We start from the raw sequence: 22723 nt of genomic DNA on the forward strand, positions 1-22723 counted from the left end.
TCTATTATAGCAATCACTTTGCCTATAGAAAAATAATCCATATAAACAAGAAAATCCCAAAGCAGTCAGTTTGTGACCGACAACTTCGGGAGGAAGGGATTTCACTTCTTGGAAAAGCCGAATAAGACAGTAGGGATTGCACTTAATCCGATAATAAGCAGCCAATCTCTTAATGTAAGTGCTACCGTATGGAACACAGGCTGAAGCGGCGGCCAATAAATGACAATAAGCAATAACAGCAGGGAAGAAATTACGGCGAACACAAGATATAGGTTCCCAAACGGATTCCTCGAGAAAACAGAGTGCTCACTGCGACAATCGAATACATGAATCAATTGTGCCATCACGAGTGTGGTGAACGCCGTTGTCTGGGCAAATATTAAATTATCAGGATCGTTCTGATAGGTCAAAATAAACCCGATCAATGTCACTGCACCAATTAAAATCCCCCTGCTAATTATTTTGTAGCCAAGTCCTCTTGCAAAAATTCCTTCACGGGGATTTCTTGGCGAGCGCCTCATTACATCCTCTTCCGCCTTATCAAGACCCAGTGCCATTGCCGGAAGTCCATCAGTGACAAGGTTAACCCATAGAATCTGTACTGGAATTAGGGGTAATGGCAATGCCAAAAGCATCGCAAAGAGCATAACAAGTATTTCACCTACATTGGAAGCTAGCAGATATCGAATGAATTTGCGAATATTTTCATAGATGTTTCTGCCTTCCTCAATAGCAGATTTGATTGTCGCAAAATTATCATCCATTAAGATTAATGACGAGGCTTCCTTTGTAACATCGGTGCCACTGACGCCCATGCTGATTCCTATGTCACTAGCTTTTATCGCCGGTGCATCATTGACACCATCACCTGTCATGGCGACAATATGCCCCTTTTCCTGAAAAGCCTTGACAATCTTCAGCTTATGCTCCGGTGTCACACGGGCAAACACATACGTATCCTCGATAACATTGCTTAGTTCCTCCGTACTCATCCTATTAAGCTGGTAACCTTCAAGTACTAGTCCACCATCAGGTAGCAGATTTAAATTCTTCGCAATTGCCTTGGCGGTGTTTACATGGTCCCCGGTTATCATTACTGTTTTAATTCCTGCCTCCCTGCATTCGCGGATTGCAGTCTTCACTTCTTTTCTAGGTGGGTCCATGAGTCCATATAATCCAATAAAGGTTAAGTCATCCTCGAGGCTTGCAGCTTGAAGAGATACATTTCCCGACAAGGATTTAATCCCAATCGCTATCGTTCTTAACGCCTTATTTGCCATATCATTAATCGCGCTTTCTATCTGCTGCTGATTTTGTTTTTTAATAGTTTCTTCCCGTCCCTGTCCAAATAAAAGGATGATCTAGGAAGCAGCACATCAGGCGCTCCTTTTGTAATCAAGAAACGCATCCCGTTTTTATCTTCAACAACGACACTCATTCTTTTCCTGTCTGAATCAAACGGAAATTCCTTTACAATCCGAAAGTCTTCTGCAAACCCGGCATTTAGGCCAAGCTTTCTCGCAGCAACCAGCAAGGCACCATCTGTTGGGTCGCCATCAATGAAATTTTTCCCTTTTTTCACGTATAGAGATGCATTGTTACATAACATCCCATAGAGCAGCATGTTCTCGAGATTCGGTGTTTCCCGTTCTACTTTTTGTTTGTCACGAAAGAAATCTCCCTGTATCTGGTACCCATCACCAGACACATACAAATACTCTCCATTCACGTATATCTCCTTTACCGTCATTTGATTTTCAGTCATTGTCCCTGTTTTGTCAGAACAAATAACGGAGGCACATCCGAGCGTTTCAACAGCTGAAAGCTTTCTGACAATCGCCTTTTTCCGTATCATCCGCTGTACCCCTAGTGACAGAGCTACAGTCACAATTGCAGGCAGTCCTTCCGGGATGGCGGCGACAGCAAGTGATACTCCCGCAAGAAACATTTCATACATGGGATGACCCTGCATTATGCCTAGGCCAGAGACAAGAACTGTTAATAGGACTGCTACGATAATTAAGATCTTGCCGAGCTCTGCCAATTTCATTTCAAGCGGGGTTACTGTCTTCTTCGTTTCTGCCATTAACGAAGCAATCTGTCCCATCACGGTATTCATTCCTGTTCCAACAACGATACCGATACCGGATCCCCTCGTGACGAGTGTACCCATAAATCCCATATTTGCCTGGTCCTGCACATCGATATCGCCATTCATGATTGCAGTCGCATGTTTACTGACCGGCAGGGATTCCCCTGTGAGCGCTGACTCCTCTGTTTCCATTCCATTAGATGTAACAATACGCAGGTCTGCAGGAATACGATCGCCGCTATTGATTTTAACGATATCTCCGACAACCACATCCCGGGACGATACTTTCTCCCACCTTTCATTACGCATGACATTGGCCATAGGAGCTGACAATTCTTTTAATTTTTCTAATGAGTTTTCTGCCTTCTGTTCCTGAAAGAAACCGATAAATCCATTGATCATAACAATGAACATAATTGCAATTGCGTCAACGAATTCACCAAGCAGTCCTGCAATCAACGTAGCAGCAAGCAGAACAATAACCATGAAATCCTGAAACTGCTTTAAAAAAATGAGCCACTTAGAAGTATTTTTCTTTGCTTCAAGAATATTTTCCCCATATTGCTTCCGACGTTCTTCAGCCTGCTTAGAGGTCAATCCCCTATTTGCTGTAACATGCAACTTCTGTTCAACCTTTTCTGCATCCAATTGATACCATTTCATCTGCATTCCTCCGCGCATTTAGATAGTACAAGCTATTACAATATCTATGCCTAACCGTATGAAAAAATGCTATAATTACGCAAGAGGTGATTTTATGCCATTCGATGGTATCGTAACAAGAGCAGTTACAGAAGAATTAAAGGATAAATTGGTTTCAGGTAAAATAACAAAGATATATCAGCCAACTGCGACCGAGCTTATTTTCACAATCAGAAGTCAGGGGAAAAATCATACATTATTGTTTTCAGTCCATCCAACATATGCAAGATTCCATTTGACGGATGATTCATATACCAACCCAAAGGAAGCACCCATGTTTTGCATGGTGTTAAGGAAGCATCTGTCGGGGGCCATTTTGGAAGACATCACGCAATATGGCATGGAGCGAATCGTAACCTTTTCCATAAAAACAAGAAATGAAATAGGTGATGTCAGCCATAAATTGCTGGTAGCTGAACTCATGGGAAAACATAGTAATGTGATGATTGTCGACAAGGAAAAAGGACATATCATTGACAGCATTAAACATATTTCCATGGCTCAGAACCGTTACCGGACCATATTGCCCGGTCAGGAATACAAACTGCCCCCATCTCAAAATAAATTGAATCCACTGGAGATTGATGGAGAGCAGCTCATTCGAAAACTCGACTTTAATGCGGGGAAAATCGATCAGCAAATGGTCGGGATACTGGAAGGATTTTCACCTTTTATCACGAGTGAGATTACCAGCAGGGCAAATTTCGGCTCCGATGACGTCTATGCCGATAAGTTTTCAGAAGTGCAGCAGCAGATTATCGGGAATGAATATAGTCCTGCCATTTACCGTAACGTCAAGGAGGATTTCCATGTACTGCCAATCACTTCCTATACGGGAGAAAAAGCGGAATTTGACAGTGTCAATGTCATGCTGGACACATTCTTCTCCGGCAAGGCAGAGCGGGATCGTGTCAAACAGCAGGCGAAGGATCTCTATCGATTCATTAAAATTGAGAGAAACAAAAATATACGCAAATTAAAAAAGCATAAGCAGACCATTAAAAAAGCCGAAAAAGCAGGCTATTATCAGCAAATGGGTGAGCTTCTGACTGCCCATATGCATCTGGTAAAACAAGGCGATACCAGTATCACCGTTACCGATTATTATGACCCGGAACAGGCAGAACGTAGCATTGAACTGAACCCAAACAAAACACCAAGCGAGAATGCACAAGGTTACTTTAAAACCTACCAGAAGCTGAAAACATCAAAAGCAGTAATCGAAAAAGAGATAACCCGCACGAACGCGGAAATCGAATACTTCGATCAATTACTGCAGCAGATTGATGTGGCAAGTGTGGAGGATATCGAAGGAATTCGCGAGGAACTTCGCGAAGAAGGCTATTTAAAGAAACAAAAATCAAACCGCAAGAACAAAAACAAGCCATCTAAACCGGTACCTGAAGAATATACTGCCAGTGATGGCACGTTAATTCTGGTCGGTAAAAACAACAAGCAAAATGAATACGCAACAACTAAGCTTGCACACCGGGATGATACCTGGCTGCACACAAAGGATATACCCGGATCACATGTCATCATTCGTGCGAAAGAATATAGTGAACAGACACTGATGGAGGCAGCAGAGCTTGCCGCTTATTTCAGCAAATCCCAGAGTTCGTCTTCCGTTCCGGTCGATTACACAACGATTCGGAACGTCAAAAAACCTAACGGAGCAAAACCCGGCTATGTTATATATGATAATCAGAAAACACTATATGTCACACCACTAAAAGAAACAGTAGATAAGCTTAAGAAAAAAGGATGATTCCAATTTGGAATCATCCTTTTTTTTATTGAATAGCCTGCGGATTTAATTTCACTTCAATATTGCCTCTTGTTGCCTTTGAATATGGACAAGCCTGATGGGCAGCTTCCGCCAATTCCTCTGCTTCTTCAGGATTGACACCCTCCATCTTGATATTCAGCGTTACTCCAATTTTATATCCGCCATCTTCAGCATCCTTCATGAAACTGACATCAGCAGTTGTTTCCGATTCAACTTGCTTTTTCTGCTGTCTCGCCACAGAATTGAGTGCCCCATCGTAACATGCTGCATATCCTGCAGCAAATAGCTGTTCCGGATTGGATCCTGTTTTATCCGTTTTATTTTTTGCCGGGTTCACTAATTCTAGATCGATTAAACCATCATCGGATTTCACATGTCCATCCCTGCCGTTCTTAGCTGTAGCACTTGAAGTAAATATAATATCACTCATTAATAAACATCCTCCTTGTTATGTCGTCCCTATACTATACCTTTCCTTTTTTATAGCTTAGGTAAACATGTACAACAGGATATTAATCCAATGCACTTAATGGCTGCTGATGCGGGAGGAATTCGGTATTTGTTAATGCTGTTATGAAATGATCTACCTGTGGCAGCTTACGAATGCCTTCCTGATAACAGACCCATGTATCTCTGGTCACACTTTTTCCCGCAAGCTTTAAGGCAATATGCGGATAACGATCCATCATGGAGTCCGATACACTTTCCGGGAGTACGGCCATTCCTATTCCCTGTTTCATAAATTGCTTGCAGGTTTCAATCTGATCCACCGTCATTGTCTTTAAAGGTTTAATCTTTTCTTGATGATACAGCCAGTTATCAACAAGTTCATGCATGCTATCGTCACTCTTGAAGGAAATTAATGGCCGCTCTTTCAATTTATCTTTCGGAAATGGTTCCGTATCAAACATGAATAGCGGGTCATCAAACAAGCGGATCGAAGTAGTTTCCCTCAGCTTTTCTCCTCTTATGATACAGACATGGTATTTCTTATGATCACGTCTGATATCTTCACTGATTCCGGTGACAAGATCAATGGCAACCTTTGGAAAAGCGGCCGTAAACTCACCCAGTATTGCTGGAAGAAACCGCTGGCTGATTAGGGACGAGCACGCAATCGATAGTGTTCCCTGAACATCTTTTCCGGATTCCGCCAGCTTATTTTTCAGTTCATGTTCTCGCGCTATTACTCCGCTTGCATGTGCTAAAATGATTTCACCGACCGGAGTCGGTATTAATCGCTTCGATGTCCGTATAAAAATAGCCTCACCAAAATAATCTTCAATATATTTCAGCCTTTGCGTAACAGCGGGCTGCGAAATTAAGATTACCTTTGCAGTTCCTCTAATAGTACCAATCTCATTCAATTTGAGCAGCAGTAGATAATCATCAATTTTCATATAGGCATTCCCCCAGATAACAATACATATTTAGTTCAATTATATATCAGTATTGGACTTATTACACAAAAAGTGTGGTTGCGGCAGTATATTGGCCATAATTCGGTAGAGGAACAGATACTCTCATAATCGATACGCTGTATGGAATTTCCGATAAGCGGCAATGAAGGCAACTGTCTTAAAAGGACCGGACATATTATTAGACGTATCTAAAATGTCCGGTCCTTTTTATGCATATTTCCACTCGATTCCAAATCTCAATATGTAGTCACATCCAGGCAAAAAATCAATATTCCATGCGGTAACCTTTTCTGAAGTGAATAATAGCAGGCTATTTTCCTTTATGCATCCATTAGCATTTAAGCAGTAAATCCGCATATGACGGCGATGCTATTGTTATTTATTTCCTCCAAAAAGCGGAACAATCTGCCTTATCCGAAATATTGAACTCGATCATTTTTTCAAGTAACGAGAAATCAAACGGACGATCCCACTCGAACCGTACCAGCTGCTTACTGTGACTATAGCCGGATTTAATAATTTCATCAGAAAAATGAAGAATCCCTGCCCGTTCAGGTGAGACAGCCAAGTGATGCTTTGCAATGCTGAAGCCGATTATAAATGTGCCATGATCGGTAAACATAGGCTGATTCCAAGCAATCCTTGGCACTAAACCAGGAAATTTCTTCATTACCCAGGTTAGGACTTCTTCCGTTCGCATCCGTTGCTGTGGGTTATCAATCCTTGCTAAATAGTCTTCAAAAACTTCCATATTGTTCCCCCTCCATATTCATCTCCCAACGATTTTAATGCCGACAGCCAGAAGAAGCTGCGCTTTTAAGCACCCTTATTACTTTACGATACACTTTACCGCACTGGCCGTCAAAATACGAATGGCCGGGGGCATGCCCCCCTACTTAAGAAAAGGCTATTCGGCTTACCTCTGCCTGATTATGAAAATTTCCGGTTCCCTAAAGACTGTCTCTCCAGTCGAATAATTTATTTTTTTCATTGCTGTTAAGTTTTCCTTCCTCAACCAGTGCTTCCACAAGCTCATCGAAATTTGTGATTGTTTCAAAAGGAAGCTGTGCGTTTGCAAACTGTTGCTCCGCCTTTTTAAGACCATATGTAAAGATGGCAAAGATACTTAATACTTCAGCACCCTGTGTCTGCAAGGCTTTAGCAGATGCAATTGCTGACCCGCCCGTCGAAATCAAATCTTCTATCACGAGCACCTTCTTTCCTTCGGTGATATGCCCCTCAATCTGATTACCTTTCCCATGGCCTTTTGGTTTTGAACGTACATATACCATCGGAAGATCTAATCTGTCAGCAAGCCAGGCAGCATGCGGAATTCCTGCGGTAGCACAACCAGCAATCACATCCGGTTTCATATCCATTGATGCTATTTTTTCTGCAAATGCCTCACTGATTTTCGCACGTATTTTAGGATAGGACATGGTTAAGCGGTTGTCGCAATATATTGGTGATTGAATCCCCGAAGTCCAAGTAAAATAATTATCAGGATTTATTTGCACGGCTTTGATTTCCAGTAATTCTCTTGCCAGTTCATCTTTCAATGCCATTATCCCACTCCTCAACTGCTAATCTGTATGCTTCATTAGGGTTTTGTGCTTTCGTTACACTTCTGCCAATTACAATTACGTCAGAACCATTTTCTCTGGCGAATCCTGGTGCTGCAATTCTTTTTTGATCATTACTTTCTGTTTGCTGAAGGCGGATTCCCGGTGTAACCGTTAAGAAATTTCCACCACATGCCTTTTTTATCCTGCCGGCTTCATGGACAGAGCAAACGACACCATCTGCGCCGCTGTTTTGTGCAGTTTCTGCGAGATGGACTGCATTATCATCAAGCATGCCTGGTATCCGAAGCTCTGTGTTCATTGTTTGCTGGTCCATCGAAGTCAGGATGGTTACTGCGATTAGCTTTGTAATTTGACTGCCGCTTCCATTGACAAGACCTTCCTTGGCAAACTTAATCATTTCGCTTCCGCCAAGTGCATGGACATTTGTCAATTCCACCTCAAGTTCTGCAATCTTCTTCATTGCACGCATAACGGTCGTCGGAATATCATGAAGCTTTAAATCAAGGAAAATAGGATGGTTGTCCTGCTTCAGTTTTTCAATGACAGCTGGTCCCTCTCTATAGAAAAGCTCCATACCGACTTTTACTGGAACTCCTTGCAAATTATGATCATGAAGGAATCTTTTTGCCTCTTCCCACTCCGGAAAATCGAGTGCCAGATAAATTTGACTAGTCATGTGTTACATGCCCCCTTTCCAATTGCTTCCCCAACAGAGGAAAATCCGTACTTCGCTAATGTCTTAGGAAGTGCCTCGATGATTTCCGGACAAATATAGGGATTGCTGAAATTTGCGGTTCCGATGGCAACAGCACTCGCACCTGCAAGGAGGAATTCCAGTACATCCTCCGCACTGTCCACACCACCCATGCCAATAATTGGAATGGAAACATGCTGCTTCACTTCATAGATCATACGAATCGCTACAGGTTTAATGGCTGGACCTGAAAGCCCGCCCGTTCTATTAGCAATTAATGGTCTTTTAGTCGGTAAATCGATACGCATTCCCGTAATCGTATTAATCATGGAAAGTCCGTCTGCCCCTGCTGATTCCACGGCCATTGCCATCTCGGTAATATTACTTACATTTGGTGACAGTTTAACATAGACTGGAAGGTTGCTTGCCTTTTTAACGACTTCCGTTACCTTGGCTGCCATTCCTGGATCAGTACCAAACTGGATGCCGCCTTCTTTCACATTGGGACAGGAGATATTCAATTCCAATGCATGTACTTGATCGGTATGGTTAAAAGCCTCTGCAACTTTTGCATACTCCTCGATCGTACTTCCAGCAATATTTGCAATGATTGAGGTATTGTATTTTGCAAGGTAAGGAACTTCCCTGGCAATAATCTTATCCACTCCAGGATTTTGCAGACCAATTGCATTAAGCATTCCCGAAGCAGTCTCCGCAACACGCGGTGTAGGATTGCCAAGCCGTTCTGACCCTGTTGCTGCTTTCATTATTACAGCACCAAGCTTACTAAGATCATAAAATTCACTGTATTCTCTTCCAAATCCAAAGCATCCGGACGCAGGCATAATCGGATTTTTAAGCTCCAATCCTGGTAAGCTTACCGCCAGATTATTCATAGCGAGACCTCCTCAGCATAGAATACCGGTCCATCACTGCATATTTTCTTATAGCCCCCCGGTTCTTCGGAGGGAATCACACATGCCATACATGCACCAACCCCACAGCCCATCCGCTGTTCAAGTGATATCATACCTGGTGTACCGGGCAGCATTGCAGTAATCGCCTTTAGCATTGGCAGTGGTCCACACGTATAGTAGCTATCAAACTGTCCGACTGTTTCAATGATATCTGTAACAAATCCCTTTTTACCATAGGAACCATCATCGGTAACAATATAGGTTTCGCCCAGTTCCCTGAATCTCTCCTCATAGAAAACATTTGCTTTTGTTTGAAAACCAAGGATAGAAATAATTTCTGCATCTATGTCCGCTAATGTCTTTCCCAGATAATACAGTGGAGGAACACCGATTCCTCCACCAATTAGCAAGACGGATGTTTTGTCTTTATTAGCTGTATTGAAGCCATTCCCGCTTGGTCCAAGCACATTAAACGTCATACCCGGACTCAGAGCAGCTAGCTGTTCCGTACCAGACCCCACTATTTTAAATAAAATAGTAACTGTTTCTTTTTCTCTATCTATATCTGCAATTGAAATCGGTCTTCTGAGCGTGTGCCCCTGAATTGCCACGTGCAGAAACTGCCCAGGAATCGCCGTTTTGCTTATATAAGGATTGGCTGCCACCATTTCGACTGTATCCAGTGCGATTCTGTTTATGGCTTCTATTATCATTGTCTCTTTTTTTATCATACTGTCGCTGCCGCCTTCTGGTCCATAGGCTTTGCACTGAAGGTGGTAGAGTCGATAACATTCAGAATTGCATTTGCCGTATCCATGTTTGTAAGACATGCAATACCATGCTCTACTGCTTCTCTGCGAATCAGGAAACCATCCGATCTTGGTCTTTTTCCTGAGTTAAGGGTATTCACTACAAATTGAACCTGACCATTTTCAATAATGGAAAGTACATTTGGTTCAGTGGATCCAATCTTGGCTACTTCAACGACCGGTAATCCGCCAGTTTTTCTCACATAGTCGGCCGTTCCCTCTGTTGCATAGAGCAGGAATCCCAGCTGATGGAACCCTTCTGCAATTTCAAGCATTTCGCTTTTGTCCTTATCGGCGACCGTCAGAAGAACGCCTCCTTCTTGCGGAACTGTCAGACCTGCTGCGATTAAACCTTTATACAAAGCCTTTTCCAGTGTTTTGTCATAACCGATTGCTTCACCGGTTGACTTCATTTCCGGCCCAAGTATCGTATCGACACTGCGTAACTTTTCAAAAGAAAATACCGGAATTTTTACCGATACCTGGGATTGCTCAGGCAGAATACCTGTTTCATATCCCAAATCCTTCAGTTTAATTCCCAAGATGCATTTTGTGGCAATCTTTGCCATTGTCACACCGGTTATTTTACTCAGGAATGGAATTGTTCTGCTTGCACGCGGATTTACTTCCAGGACATACACATCTTGCCCCCGGATGATAAACTGAATATTGATTAATCCCTTTACATGCAGTGCGTTGGCGATTTTAGTTGCAGCATCCAAACATTTTTCATTAACCGACGCACTCAGTCTCTGGGGCGGATAGACGGCCATTGAGTCTCCTGAGTGTACACCGGCACGCTCGATATGTTCCATAATCCCAGGAATGATGGTCGTTTCCCCATCACTGATTGCATCTACCTCTGCTTCAATACCCGTTAAATATTTATCGATCAAAATTGGATGCTCCGGGTCGATGTTATCGGATTTGGCAAGATACGTTTCCAATTCCTTATCGTCATAGACAATCTCCATTCTGCTTCCGCCGATGACATAGGATGGTCTTACAAGCACTGGATACCCAATTGTGTTTGCCACTTTGATTGCCTGATCCAGTTTTCGTACTGCCTTCCCATTTGGTCTCAGCAGATTCAATTCATCCAGCAGAATTTCGAATTTATCGCGGTCTTCCGCTCTGTCAATTGCCTCCAGATTGGTGCCTAGAATGGAAACCCCTCTTCGTTCCAAACCAGCTGCCAGGTTGATTGCTGTCTGACCTCCAAATTGGACGATTACACCTTCAGGCTGTTCCAATTCTACAACATGCATGACGTCTTCCAATGTCAACGGCTCAAAGTAAAGCTTATCAGAAATACTGAAATCGGTGGAAACTGTTTCTGGATTATTGTTCATGATAATCGCTTCATAGCCCATTTCTTTTATTGCCAGGACAGAGTGAACCGTTGCATAATCAAACTCTATTCCCTGGCCAATTCGAATCGGCCCCGATCCGAGAACAAGAATTTTCCGGCGTTCTGAAGTGATGGATTCATTTTCTTCTTCATAAGTGCTGTAAAAATACGGCGTTTCTGACTCAAATTCCGCTGCACAAGTATCCACCATCTTAAAGACCGGTCGAATATTCCGGTTCATTCGGTGGCTATATATATCATCAACTGTTGCATTCCATAATCTTGCTATCTGCGAATCCGCGAAACCAATTCTTTTTGCCCTATCCAGCAATTCATCTGAAAATGGATTTGCTTCCAGTTCTCTCTCAAGCCCTATCAATCTTTCCATCTTCACAAGGAAGAAAGGATCAATCTTCGTCATTTGAAAAATATCATCTACTGAATATCCTCGGCGAAATGCTTCAGCGATAACGAATATGCGCTCATCATCCGCCTTTTTCATACGTTTTTCCAAAATATCATCGGTTAGCCGGATAAGCGATTTAAGCCATAGCTCCTCTGTTCCCAGTTCAAGAGAACGAATTCCTTTTAAAAGCGATTCTTCAAAGTTACGTCCGATTGCCATGACTTCTCCGGTCGCTTTCATCTGTGTGCCAAGTCTGCGATCACCTGTTGTGAATTTATCAAAGGGAAATCTTGGGAACTTTGTCACAACATAGTCCAGTGCCGGTTCAAACATCGCATATGTTTTACCTGTAATCGGGTTAATGATTTCATCCAATGTATAACCAATTGCAATTTTTGCCGCTACCTTTGCAATCGGATAACCAGTTGCTTTGGATGCAAGCGCTGATGATCGGCTGACCCTTGGATTTACTTCGATTATGTAATAGTCAAAGCTGTTCGGATCAAGCGCCAGCTGAACATTGCAACCACCCTCGATTTGGAGTGCCCTGATAATTTTTAAAGATGCATTCCGAAGCATATGGTACTCCCTGTCACTTAAAGTCTGGGAAGGCGCGACAACGATTGAATCACCCGTATGAATTCCAACAGGATCCACATTCTCCATATTGCAGACAACAATAGCCTGGTCATTTTTATCACGCATGACTTCATACTCAATTTCCTTAAATCCGGCAATATTTCTCTCTACAAGACATTGATTGACGGGGGAAAGTGCCAGGCCATTCTTTGTGACTTCCTTCAATTCCTGTAAGCTGTAGCACATTCCTCCACCCGTTCCACCGAGTGTATATGCGGGTCGTACAATAAGCGGGAAGCCAATCTCATCTGCAAAATCGAGAGCCTCGTCTACCGTATGGACGATACTGCTTTCCGGTACTGGCTCGTTTAACTGATTCATCAGATCTCTGAACTGCTCCCGATCCTCTGCTTTCTGGATTGCCTCCAGTGTTGTGCCGAGCAGCTGTACATCGTATTTTGACAGAATGCCTTTTTCTTCAAGAGCCATAGCAAGATTCAAACCTGTTTGTCCACCAAGTGTCGGTAGTAGTGCATCCGGTTGTTCCTTTCGAATAATCTTCGTTAGAAACTCAACGGTTAAAGGTTCCATATATACTTGGTCTGCTACAGTATTGTCTGTCATAATCGTGGCCGGGTTTGAATTGGCGAGAATAACTGTAAATCCTTCTTCCTTTAAAGCCTGACAAGCCTGGGTTCCGGAATAGTCGAACTCTGCGGCCTGACCAATGACAATGGGGCCTGAACCAATGACCAGGATTTTCTGGATGTCTGTTTTTTTAGTCATATGCTTCCTCCTCATTCTTCACTTGATTTTCCGTAATCATGTTCAAAAACTCATCGAATAAGTAATTCGTATCCTCCGGACCAGGTGACGCTTCCGGGTGGTACTGTACCGAAAAGGCTGGGTAGACCGTATGCTTGATCCCTTCCACTGTATGGTCATTCAGCGCTATCTGTGTAAGCTCCAGATCGGTCGCATCCAATGATGCAGCTCTAACTGCATAACTATGATTTTGTGAGGTTAAATACGTCTTGCACTTCACGATATCCTTGACAGGATGATTGGCACCACGGTGTCCAAATTTCAATTTTTCAGTATCCGCTCCACAAGCAAGCGCAAGTAACTGATGGCCTAAACATATACCAAACACCGGAACTTTCCCTAGGATTTGCTTTATCATCTCAATTGCCTCTGGCACATCTTTTGGATCTCCAGGACCATTTGTCAGCATAATTCCATCAGGCCTTAAGCGCAAAATAGCTTCAGCACTGTAATTATGCGGAACTACAGTAATATGGCAATTACGCTTTGTTAGTTCACGCAGGATGCCATGTTTCGCTCCAAAATCCACCATCACGATACGCTGTCCCCTGCTCGGTACAACATATGGCTTTATTGTAGACGTTTGCTTAACTTGATCGGTCGGCATAATCAGATTTCTCACCTGATCAATAAGCTTTTCGGAAGAAACATCCACATCAGTGATCATGGCTTTCATTGTTCCGTGCTTACGAATGATTTTCGTAAGTTTTCTTGTATCGATCCCGTAAATGCCAGGTATATCATGTGCTTTCAAAAAGTGATCCAGGTTTTCTTCATTCCGGAAATTCGATGGTGCATCACTTACTTCTTTTACAACAAATCCGTGGATAAATGGCGTTACGGTTTCAAAATCATCTCGATTTATGCCATAATTCCCGACTAATGGATAGGTCATCGCAACGATCTGTCCGCAGTAGGATGGATCTGAGATAACTTCCTGGTAGCCTGTCATACCTGTATTGAATACAACTTCACCTTTTGCAGTCTGCTCACTGCCAAATCCTTCACCAATAAATACCGTACCGTCTTCAAGAATCAATTGTCGTTTAGCCATGAATATCCTCCTTGTATACAACGTTGCCAGCAGCGAGTGTCAATACTGGTATTCCTTTTACCTTCCATCCTTGGAAAGGAGTGTTTTTCCCCTTTGAGCAGAAAGTCTCTTTATCTATAACTGTTTCTTTCTCTAAATCTATCACTGTTAAATCTGCTGGACTGCCTATCTCAAGCGTCCCGTATGGAAGAGCGAAGACGCCAGCAGGCTTATTTGTCATCCATTCTACCAGCTGGTTTAGCGAAATTTTTCCAGTTTCAACTAAGTTGGTATATAAAAGCGAAAATGCTGTTTCAAGTCCGACAATACCAAATGGCGCATCTACAAAGCCTTTCGCTTTTTCATCGATGGAATGGGGAGCATGGTCAGTCGCTATGAAATCGATTGTTCCATCGAGAAGCCCTTCCCATAATGCCTGCTGATCTTCTTTAGAGCGTAAGGGAGGATTCATCTTATAATTTGCATCATTCTGATGGATATCTTCTTCGTTCATCAGAATATGATGCGGTGTTACTTCAGCTGTTACATTGATTCCGGCTTTCTTTGCATCGCGAATGACGCGCACCGATTCCTTTGTACTCACATGGCAAACATGGTAGTGACAGTCTGCCGCTTCTGCAAGCAGGACATCTCTGGCAATCTGCACGGATTCACTCAATGATGGTATACCAGGAAGATTCAAACGTTTGCTCACCTCTCCATCATGTACAACCCCGCCATATACGATTGAATTGTCCTCACAATGTGCCACAATCGGCACGCCGCATGCTGCTGCCTCCTTCATGGCCCGCAGCATTTGATCTGCTGTCTGTATGCCGACACCATCATCCGTGAATGCAAATGCTCCCATTTCACTTAATTCCTTGATGTTGGTAATTTCTTTCCCTTTTAGCCCTTTAGTAATCGCCGCATAAGGAAGTACCCTGATTTTTGCATCAGTTTCTATTTTTGCAAGCAGCGCTCTGAGGGCATCCCCGCTATCAGGAACCGGATTCGTGTTCGGCATTGCGCAGACTGTAGTATATCCGCCTCTGGCAGCAGCTGCCGTACCAGTAAATATGGTTTCTTTATGCTCACCGCCAGGCTCCCGAAGATGGATATGCACATCAATGAATCCTGGCAATACCAGTCTTCCTCCAAGGTCAATCGTTTCATCGGCTTCATCTGGAATGCTGGTATCTATTTTTTTATTTTATTCTCTTCAATCAGGATTTCACATGCCGTGAATTCATCTGTTGGCAATAAGCGAGTAGCGTTTTTCAATATTGTTTTCATTGATAATCCCCCATTCATTTAATACATGCATCATAATTGCCATTCTTACATATACACCATTTTCCATTTGTTTAAAAATACGGGAACGTCTGCATTCGACCAAGTCTGTATCGATCTCAACACCCCTGTTAATTGGGGCAGGATGCATGATAATTGCCTGCTCCTTCATTCTTTTTTCCCGTTCCTCTGTTAATCCATAGAGCTCCAGATAATCAGATGTTTCAGCTTTATGAAGATGCCTTTCATGCTGTATTCGCAGCAGCATGGTAACATCACAAATTTCTACTGCTTCATCGATTGAAATATAAGGAAGTTCCAGTTCATCATCTTCAAATCCGGGGGCAGCAGTCAAAAATACAGTTGCCCCGAGTTTTTGAAGGGCCAGTGCATTGGAGCGTGCCACCCGGCTATGTTTGATATCACCGGCAATTGCAATCTTTAATCCTTCAATACATCCAAACTCCTGATAGATTGTCAGCAGATCAAGCATACATTGGGTGGGATGCTCTTCTTTTCCTGCGCCCGCATTGATTACCGGTATGGATAGCCTGTTATCCAGCTCATCCAGCCAGTGGTCTGATGGATGGCGAATGACGAGGAGATCAGAACCGATCGCTTCAAATGTCCTTGCCGTATCGTAGAGTGACTCCCCCTTAAGAACACTGGAAGATTCAGAGTGAAAGTCGAGAATTTCAAGACCCAATTTCTTTTGTGCCACATTAAAACTCATTTTTGTCCGTGTACTCGGTTCAAAGAAGAGATTTGCTGCAAACAATTGCTGGTTTAGCATAACCTTTTGTTTTTGATAGCTTTCGGCTTTCCTTAGGATTGCATATATTTCCTCTGTCGTGAGCTGATTAACGGATACAAAATGTCTCATAGGTCCTCCTTGGGATAAAAGATTTTTGCATAAAAAAACCTCTCTGCAAAAGGCTGCAGAGAGGTACACGTGCAGGATATGCACGTATTTGCTCAGACAACCTTTCAAATCTCTCTGGATTTGATTAAAAGTTGAGATATTTACTTTTCATAAATGGATACCTGATCCATTTGATCGGTCTCATCTAACTGGACCACAATGATCTCTCTATCGGATGTGGGAATGTTTTTCCCTACATAATCCGCCCGAATCGGCAATTCACGGTGGCCCCTGTCAACGAGGACACCTAGCTGAATCCGGGAAGGTCTGCCAATGTCCATTACGGCATCCATTGCTGCACGTACAGTTCTTCCGGTAAAAAGTACATCATCGATTAAAATAACATTTTTACCAGTTAACTCGACATCAATGATTGCTGATTTAATCTCCGGTTCATTGCTCAGGTTGGCTTTATTTAGGTCATCACGATACATCGTTATATCCAATTCACCTAGCGGAACCTCTATCGATTCAATCTGTTTAATTTTGTCCTGAACCCGTTTTGCAAGCGGCACCCCTCTGGTTTTCACACCAACCAGAACAAGGTCCTCGCCACCTTTGTTCTTTTCCAGGATTTCATGGGACATTCTTGTCAATGCTCGGTTGATTGCCGCAGTATCCAGTATCTCTGTTTTCTTCTTCACTTAAATGCACCCCAATTTCATCCATATAAAAAGCCCTCTTCTCCTGCATCGGAAAAAAGGGCTTTACTGTACACTAAAATGCCGCTCCCTTTTTAGCCTCACAGGACTAATGCTTAAAGGTCATCTTTTGATTACATTTATTATTTCAAACTATCGACAAGATGTCAATACATTTTTTTGATTGTATCCAAGACTTTCTGGAATACGGCTGGAGCCTCCACTTCAAATTCCAGCCATTCCTTCGTACGGGGATGCTCAAAGCCAAGCAGCTTTGCATGCAGTGCCTGTCCGTCCGCATCCAGTGTTTTACGCGGTCCATATTTCGGGTCTCCCACTAGCGGAAATCCAATATATCTCATATGAACGCGAATTTGATGCGTGCGGCCTGTTTCCAGCTGACATTCCACATGTGTAAAGTCAGGAAAGTGTTCTATGACATTAAAATGTGTTACAGCAGGTTTCCCATTGTCAACGACACCCATTTTCTGCCGGTCTTTAGGGTCTCTTCCGATTGGAGCATCGATCAATCCGGATTCATGAGAAATCTCCCCATGAACGATTGCCTCATATTTACGTTTAATATCTTTATTCGACAACTGTTCCGATAGATGTGTGTGGGTATGATCGTTTTTAGCTACAACGAGCAATCCGCTAGTATCTTTATCGATCCTGTGAACGATACCAGGACGCTCCACACCATTGATACCTGACAGGTCCTGGCAATGATAGAGAAGGGCATTGACAAGTGTACCGCTTTGATGGCCTGCAGAGGGATGAACAACCATTCCCTTTGGCTTGTTGACAACCAATAAGTCACTGTCTTCATATACAATGGAAAGTGGTATATCCTCCGCTTGAATATTCAGCTCCACCACTTCCGGAATCGACCATTTCAGTTCATCGCCTGCTTGGCATTTGTAGTTCGCTTTGGCTGGTTCGCCATTGACCAATACATGGTCTTTACTAATCCAATTTTGGATCTGTGAACGGGAACGATCCGGATTTATTTCGGAAAGCACTTTATCCAGACGCATTTTATTTTGTTCTTCGGTTACTTCATGTTGAAAATTCATTTTTTTACGTTTCCCTTCCTTTTTTCATCAATTATGGTGGCGATAATAACTAAGATAACGCCGATGGTGAGAGCAGAATCTGCTACATTAAAGATTGGAAAATCATAATTAAAAATAATAAAATCGGCAAAATCCACCACTTCCTTACGTAGAAGCCGGTCAATAAAGTTACCGATTGCACCACCTAGAATCAAGCATAGGCCAAAGCCGAGCAATCTATCTTTCTTCGCGTATCTTTGCATATAATAAATAATTCCTGCTACTACAGCCACTGTAATGATATAGAAGAAAAACATTTTCCCTTCCAGTATACCCCAGGCTGCACCGGTATTCCGATGGGATGTAAGATAAAAAAAGTCTTCGATAATCGTTATCTGTTCTCCTAGTTCCATTTCTTTTACAATAATCCACTTTGTCAGTTGGTCAATTCCACTTATAATCAGTGCAATGAGGTAATACAATTGCATCCTTTTTCCCCCGATTCTATTTCTAAGTCTTTATTATCTTATACTTTACCCATGTTATTTTCAAGAATGAAACTGAGTTAACAGTAGCAAGGGACATAAAAATATCCCTCTATTTTCAAGAGGGATATTTTAGCAGGGCTTCATTATGCAGTATAATGCTCTTTTACCACTGTTGCACAGCGAGTGCATAATTCTGGATGGTCATGATCTTCGCCAACTGTTTCCGAAGCGACCCAGCAGCGTTCACATTTTTCACCAGGATGTTTTTCAACGAATATATCAACATATTTATACGCTTTTGCCTGGTCACTGCTTTCACGGATGACAGCATCAGATACAATCAGGAATTGATGCAGATGTTCCATGTTTGCTAATACCTTTTCCGTCTCTGCATCTTTAGGAACAATCGTAATTCTTGCTTCCAGTGATTTACCGATTGTTTTCTCGTTCCTTGCTTCTTCAAGTGCCTTCAGGACATCATCGCGGACTTTCATAAAATGATCCCATTTGGCTTGCACATCCTCGATTCCAGCAACAATTCTAGCTTCCGGAATATCGGTCAGCTGCACACTTTCCGCTTCTACACCCGGGATGTATTCCCAGACCTCATCCATTGTATGCGGAATAATCGGTGTCAACAATTTGACTAACGTTGTCAGGATTTCGTAGTAGCCAGTTTGGATGCTGCGGCGGCGCTTATTGTCAGCTGCCTCTATATATAAAACATCTTTAGCAAAGTCAAGATAGAATGAGCTCAAATCAACTGCACAGAAATTGTGGATTTGATGGAATGTTTGTGAATACTCATATTTCTCATAGTTTGATCGAATATCAGAAACAAGCTGCTGCAGGCGATGCAGCATATAACGATCTACTTCTTCCAGTTTTTCGTCCGCCACTTTATCTGTTGCAGGATTAAAGTCAGCCAGATTAGCCAGTAAGAAACGGAATGTATTACGAATTTTACGGTACGCTTCAGAAGTCTGTTTGAGAATATCATCCGAAATACGCACATCTGCTTGATAATCTACACTAGCAACCCACAAACGTAAAATGTCTGCGCCAAGCTGTTTCTGTACTTTGGAAGGTACGATTACATTTCCAAGCGACTTACTCATTTTCCTGCCATTTCCATCCAAAACAAAACCATGACTGATAATCGTCTCATATGGAGCTTTGCCAGTAACTGCGACTGCTGTAGACAACGAGGAGTTGAACCATCCTCTATACTGGTCACTTCCTTCAAGATAGATATCTGCAGGTCTTCTATGATCTTCGCGATTCATCAGCACACCTTCATGCGATGAACCGGAATCAAACCATACATCCATGATGTCCGTTTCTTTCGTGAATACACCGTTTGGACTATGTTCAGAACTAAATCCTTCAGGCAACAGCTCCGCTGCTTCTTTTTCGAACCAGATATTTGATCCATGTTCACTAAACAGGTTAGACACATGTTCTACCGTTTCATCGGTAATGATTGGTGTACCATCTTCACCATAGAATACCGGGATTGGAACCCCCCATGCACGCTGACGGGAAATACACCAGTCTTCTCGGTCACGGACCATATTGTGCAGCCTGGTTTCTCCCCATTTTGGATACCAGTTTACCTGTTTGATTTCATCAAGAATATCTTGACGGAAATCCTTGATCGAGGCGAACCATTGTGCGGTTGCACGGAAAATGGTCGGCTTTTTCGTACGCCAATCATGCGGATATGAATGCGTGATGAAGCTCATTTTCAGTAATGCACCGACTTCTTCCAATTTTTCAGTGACGACTTTATTGGCACTGTCATAAAATAGCCCTTCAAATCCTGGAGCTTCTTCAGTAAACACGCCTTTATCATCTACTGGACAAAATGCATCGATACCATAGCGCTTAGAAACGTAAAAGTCATCTTCCCCGTGTCCAGGGGCTGTATGAACACAGCCAGTACCGGCATCTGTAGTTACGTGGTCACCGAGCATAACAAGTGAATCACGATCATAGAATGGATGCTTTGCAACCACACGATCCGCTTCTTTACCTTTAAATGTCTTGGTTACTTTTACAGCTTCCCAGCCAAGCTCTTCTGTAACTGTATCCAATAAAGCCTGTGCGACAACGAACTTTTCTCCATTAGCTTCGGCAACAACGTACTCCAATTGGGGATGAAGGCTGATTCCAAGGTTTGCTGGAATTGTCCATGGTGTTGTTGTCCAGATGATGATTTTTTCTCCGCCATCTAGTAAGTCTTTACCGTCTGTTACCTCGAACGCAACATAGATTGATGCTGAACGCTTATCCTGATATTCAATCTCTGCTTCTGCCAGAGCTGATTCGGAGGACGGAGACCAGTAAACCGGTTTTAATCCTTTATAGATATATCCTTTTTTCGCCATTTCTCCAAAAACTTTAATCTGTGCCGCTTCATAGTCTTTCGTTAAGGTAATATATGGATTATCCCAATCGGCCCGAATCCCCAGCTGTCTGAATTGGCTGCGCTGACTATCGACCTGACCAAGTGCATACTCAGCACAAAGTTTTCTGAACTCAGCAACACTCATTTCTTTACGCTTAACCTTCTTGTTTTTTGTGAGTGCCGTTTCAATCGGCAGACCATGCGTATCCCAGCCGGGAACATATGGTGCATGGAAGCCTGTCATGGATTTATAGCGAACGATAAAATCTTTGAGAATTTTATTGAGCGCATGACCGATATGAAGATCTCCATTCGCATATGGAGGTCCATCATGCAGAATGAATAACGGCCTTCCCTTGGTTCTCTCCAAGCTTTTTTCGTACATATTTGCTTCGTCCCATTGTTCCTGTCTTTTGGGCTCTTTATTCGGTAAGTTCCCCCGCATTGGAAAATCTGTCTTTGGCATGAGTAATGTTTCTTTATAATCCATCTGTGCTTCCTCCTTTTAATTGTCAAACAACGGCTATTGGACTTCCTTCTCCTCCGTTCGATAAGTCAACATCTGCTCCCTTTGATCGCTGTGTTTCCTTTATCTCCTTCGGTTCAGTCCAGTCCATACGCCGCTAACCGGGAGCATTCGCTTTTGTTTCGGCTAGCTTTCTGCTCCCAACGGCTATTGGACTTCCTTCTCCTCTGTTCGATAAGTCAACATCTGCTCCCTTTGGTCGCTTTGTTTCCTTTATCTCCTCCGGCTCAGTCCAGCCCATACGCCGCTAAACGGGAGCATTCGCTTTTGTTTTTTAAATGCAAAAAAGTCTTCTTATCCCAGAAGGGACGAGAAGACTCGCGGTACCACCCTTATAAATTTAAAAATAAAATTTAAATTCACTCGAAATCCGTAACGAGGATGAATCGTCCATTACTACTATTGAGTTCATAATGGATACTCAGGAGTGATTTTCTAAAGGATGCTGTACCGGACTCACACCATTCTCCGGCTCGCTTACCAGCAAATTACCTTTATACTTCTCTCCATCAACGCGTTTATTGTTTATATTGACCTATATCTGTATGAATTATATGTAAAAATCCGGCATACGTCAAGGTCTATTACTCATTCTCGATCAGTTCAAGCTCTTCGCCCATCTCCGTATCGAATAATTCTTCCCAATCATCCGTACCGAGCATTTCAAGCTGTGCCTGCACGAGCATTCTCAATCTCGTACGGAAAACTTTGGCCTGTTTCTTAAGTTCTTCTACGTCCATTGAAATTCTGCGGGATTTGCTTAAAGCCTCGTTAATTATCCGGTCGGCATTTTTCTCTGCTTCTTTGATAATCAGTTTGGATTCCTTAGTTGCATTCCCCTTCACTTCCTCTGCGGTCTCCTGTGCAACAAGAATGGACTTGTTAAGTGTTTCTTCGATATTCGTAAAATGGCCAAGTCTCTCGTTTAGCTGGCTGACCTTTTCATCAAGGTCCTTTTTTCTCTTAATACCATTTCATAGTCTTTAATGACCTGATCCAAAAACTCATTAACCTCGTCTTCGTCATATCCGCGAAAACCTCTTGTAAATTCTTTATTATGAATATCTAGTGGTGTTAATGGCACAATGGCCACCTCCTTAAGGAATTTATGTATATAATAATCATTTCAAAAGTAATGGTATTTAAATTAATTCGACAGAAAAGCGACAAATCCTGCATCGAAT

General features: G+C 42.7%; 16 protein-coding genes, 3 pseudogenes and 1 other annotated feature. Of the genes and pseudogenes, 1 reads left to right on the forward strand and 18 read right to left on the reverse strand.

What is annotated here, in order from left to right; translation table 11 throughout:
• Positions 1–101: 101 nt before the first annotated feature.
• Positions 102–2755: pseudogene (locus tag OMHG_RS06630) on the reverse strand (calcium-translocating P-type ATPase, SERCA-type).
• 94 nt (positions 2756–2849) lie between these two features.
• Here OMHG_RS06630 and OMHG_RS06635 point away from each other — a divergent pair.
• Positions 2850–4562, forward strand: a complete 1713-nt coding sequence (locus OMHG_RS06635) for an Rqc2 family fibronectin-binding protein (RefSeq protein WP_010649411.1) — start codon at positions 2850–2852, stop codon at positions 4560–4562.
• Positions 4563–4587: 25 nt separating this feature from the next.
• Here OMHG_RS06635 and OMHG_RS06640 read toward each other — a convergent pair whose 3' ends face one another.
• The 17 genes and pseudogenes from OMHG_RS06640 to OMHG_RS06715 all read right to left on the reverse strand — a co-directional run bounded on the left by OMHG_RS06640 (position 4588) and on the right by OMHG_RS06715 (position 22623).
• Entirely contained in the window at positions 4588–5013 is a 426-nt protein-coding gene (locus OMHG_RS06640; RefSeq protein WP_010649412.1) for an organic hydroperoxide resistance protein, read from the reverse strand.
• An 82-nt stretch (positions 5014–5095) separates the two neighbouring features.
• Positions 5096–5983 carry a LysR family transcriptional regulator gene (locus tag OMHG_RS06645; RefSeq protein ID WP_010649413.1) on the reverse strand — a complete coding sequence of 296 codons (888 nt, stop codon included), beginning with the start codon at positions 5981–5983 and terminating at the stop codon, positions 5096–5098.
• 400 nt (positions 5984–6383) lie between these two features.
• Positions 6384–6755, reverse strand: coding sequence for an iron chaperone (locus OMHG_RS06650; protein ID WP_010649414.1), 372 nt, complete (start codon positions 6753–6755; stop codon positions 6384–6386).
• A gap of 199 nt (positions 6756–6954) precedes the next feature.
• Complete coding sequence (gene pyrE, locus OMHG_RS06655; protein ID WP_044476813.1) at positions 6955–7569, reverse strand: orotate phosphoribosyltransferase; 615 nt, start codon at positions 7567–7569, stop codon at positions 6955–6957.
• Complete coding sequence (pyrF, locus tag OMHG_RS06660; RefSeq protein ID WP_010649419.1) at positions 7553–8266, reverse strand: orotidine-5'-phosphate decarboxylase; 714 nt, start codon at positions 8264–8266, stop codon at positions 7553–7555. The genes pyrE and pyrF overlap by 17 nt, the downstream gene beginning before the upstream one ends.
• Complete coding sequence (locus OMHG_RS06665; RefSeq protein ID WP_010649421.1) at positions 8263–9180, reverse strand: dihydroorotate dehydrogenase; 918 nt, start codon at positions 9178–9180, stop codon at positions 8263–8265. Before OMHG_RS06665 ends, pyrF begins: the two co-directional genes overlap by 4 nt.
• Positions 9177–9932: a dihydroorotate dehydrogenase electron transfer subunit gene (locus OMHG_RS06670; protein ID WP_010649423.1), complete on the reverse strand. Its 756-nt coding sequence runs from the start codon at positions 9930–9932 to the stop codon at positions 9177–9179. The genes OMHG_RS06665 and OMHG_RS06670 overlap by 4 nt, the downstream gene beginning before the upstream one ends.
• Positions 9929–13132 carry a carbamoyl-phosphate synthase large subunit gene (gene carB, locus OMHG_RS06675; protein WP_010649424.1) on the reverse strand — a complete coding sequence of 1068 codons (3204 nt, stop codon included), beginning with the start codon at positions 13130–13132 and terminating at the stop codon, positions 9929–9931. Before carB ends, OMHG_RS06670 begins: the two co-directional genes overlap by 4 nt.
• Complete coding sequence (locus OMHG_RS06680) at positions 13125–14225, reverse strand: carbamoyl phosphate synthase small subunit (RefSeq protein ID WP_010649426.1); 1101 nt, start codon at positions 14223–14225, stop codon at positions 13125–13127. Before OMHG_RS06680 ends, carB begins: the two co-directional genes overlap by 8 nt.
• Positions 14218–15500, reverse strand: a pseudogene (locus OMHG_RS06685) (dihydroorotase). Before OMHG_RS06685 ends, OMHG_RS06680 begins: the two are co-directional and overlap by 8 nt.
• A complete protein-coding gene (locus OMHG_RS06690; RefSeq protein WP_010649431.1) occupies positions 15454–16380 on the reverse strand; it encodes an aspartate carbamoyltransferase catalytic subunit in 927 nt (308 codons plus the stop codon). The pseudogene OMHG_RS06685 and the gene OMHG_RS06690 overlap by 47 nt, the downstream one beginning before the upstream one ends.
• A gap of 140 nt (positions 16381–16520) precedes the next feature.
• Positions 16521–17063, reverse strand: coding sequence for a bifunctional pyr operon transcriptional regulator/uracil phosphoribosyltransferase PyrR (gene pyrR, locus OMHG_RS06695; RefSeq protein ID WP_010649433.1), 543 nt, complete (start codon positions 17061–17063; stop codon positions 16521–16523).
• Between the two features lie 164 nt (positions 17064–17227).
• The gene (locus OMHG_RS06700; RefSeq protein WP_010649435.1) at positions 17228–18136 is read right to left on the reverse strand and encodes an RluA family pseudouridine synthase; all 909 of its coding nucleotides are present in this window, start codon (positions 18134–18136) and stop codon (positions 17228–17230) included.
• Complete coding sequence (gene lspA / locus OMHG_RS06705) at positions 18133–18603, reverse strand: signal peptidase II (protein WP_010649437.1); 471 nt, start codon at positions 18601–18603, stop codon at positions 18133–18135. The genes OMHG_RS06700 and lspA overlap by 4 nt, the downstream gene beginning before the upstream one ends.
• A 143-nt stretch (positions 18604–18746) precedes the next feature.
• Positions 18747–21503 (reverse strand): isoleucine--tRNA ligase, encoded by a 2757-nt coding sequence (gene ileS, locus OMHG_RS06710; RefSeq protein WP_010649439.1) that lies wholly within the window; start codon positions 21501–21503, stop codon positions 18747–18749.
• A 133-nt stretch (positions 21504–21636) separates the two neighbouring features.
• A complete protein-coding gene (locus tag OMHG_RS18270) occupies positions 21637–21780 on the reverse strand; it encodes a hypothetical protein (protein WP_154648221.1) in 144 nt (47 codons plus the stop codon).
• Positions 21781–21840: 60 nt separating this feature from the next.
• Positions 21841–22061: a binding site (T-box leader), on the reverse strand.
• Between the two features lie 62 nt (positions 22062–22123).
• Positions 22124–22623, reverse strand: a pseudogene (locus OMHG_RS06715) (DivIVA domain-containing protein).
• Positions 22624–22723: the final 100 nt, after the last annotated feature.

This window comes from Oceanobacillus massiliensis str. N'diop (assembly GCF_000285495.1).
Classification (GTDB): domain Bacteria; phylum Bacillota; class Bacilli; order Bacillales; family Amphibacillaceae; genus Oceanobacillus; species Oceanobacillus massiliensis.

What these genes read in the sequence shown, in the direction of transcription:
- carB (WP_010649424.1), bottom strand. Translation starts at nt 13,132, where the DNA reads ATGACTAAAAAAACAGACATCCAGAAAATCCTGGTCATTGGTTCAGGC.
- OMHG_RS06680 (WP_010649426.1), bottom strand. Translation starts at nt 14,225, where the DNA reads ATGGCTAAACGACAATTGATTCTTGAAGACGGTACGGTATTTATTGGT.
- OMHG_RS06690 (WP_010649431.1), bottom strand. Translation starts at nt 16,380, where the DNA reads ATGAGACATTTTGTATCCGTTAATCAGCTCACGACAGAGGAAATATAT.
- OMHG_RS18270 (WP_154648221.1), bottom strand. Translation starts at nt 21,780, where the DNA reads ATGGGCTGGACTGAGCCGGAGGAGATAAAGGAAACAAAGCGACCAAAG.
- lspA (WP_010649437.1), bottom strand. Translation starts at nt 18,603, where the DNA reads ATGCAATTGTATTACCTCATTGCACTGATTATAAGTGGAATTGACCAA.
- OMHG_RS06635 (WP_010649411.1), top strand. Translation starts at nt 2,850, where the DNA reads ATGCCATTCGATGGTATCGTAACAAGAGCAGTTACAGAAGAATTAAAG.
- ileS (WP_010649439.1), bottom strand. Translation starts at nt 21,503, where the DNA reads ATGGATTATAAAGAAACATTACTCATGCCAAAGACAGATTTTCCAATG.
- OMHG_RS06640 (WP_010649412.1), bottom strand. Translation starts at nt 5,013, where the DNA reads ATGAGTGATATTATATTTACTTCAAGTGCTACAGCTAAGAACGGCAGG.
- pyrF (WP_010649419.1), bottom strand. Translation starts at nt 8,266, where the DNA reads ATGACTAGTCAAATTTATCTGGCACTCGATTTTCCGGAGTGGGAAGAG.
- OMHG_RS06665 (WP_010649421.1), bottom strand. Translation starts at nt 9,180, where the DNA reads ATGAATAATCTGGCGGTAAGCTTACCAGGATTGGAGCTTAAAAATCCG.
- OMHG_RS06650 (WP_010649414.1), bottom strand. Translation starts at nt 6,755, where the DNA reads ATGGAAGTTTTTGAAGACTATTTAGCAAGGATTGATAACCCACAGCAA.
- OMHG_RS06645 (WP_010649413.1), bottom strand. Translation starts at nt 5,983, where the DNA reads ATGAAAATTGATGATTATCTACTGCTGCTCAAATTGAATGAGATTGGT.
- pyrE (WP_044476813.1), bottom strand. Translation starts at nt 7,569, where the DNA reads ATGGCATTGAAAGATGAACTGGCAAGAGAATTACTGGAAATCAAAGCC.
- OMHG_RS06670 (WP_010649423.1), bottom strand. Translation starts at nt 9,932, where the DNA reads ATGATAAAAAAAGAGACAATGATAATAGAAGCCATAAACAGAATCGCA.
- OMHG_RS06700 (WP_010649435.1), bottom strand. Translation starts at nt 18,136, where the DNA reads ATGAATTTTCAACATGAAGTAACCGAAGAACAAAATAAAATGCGTCTG.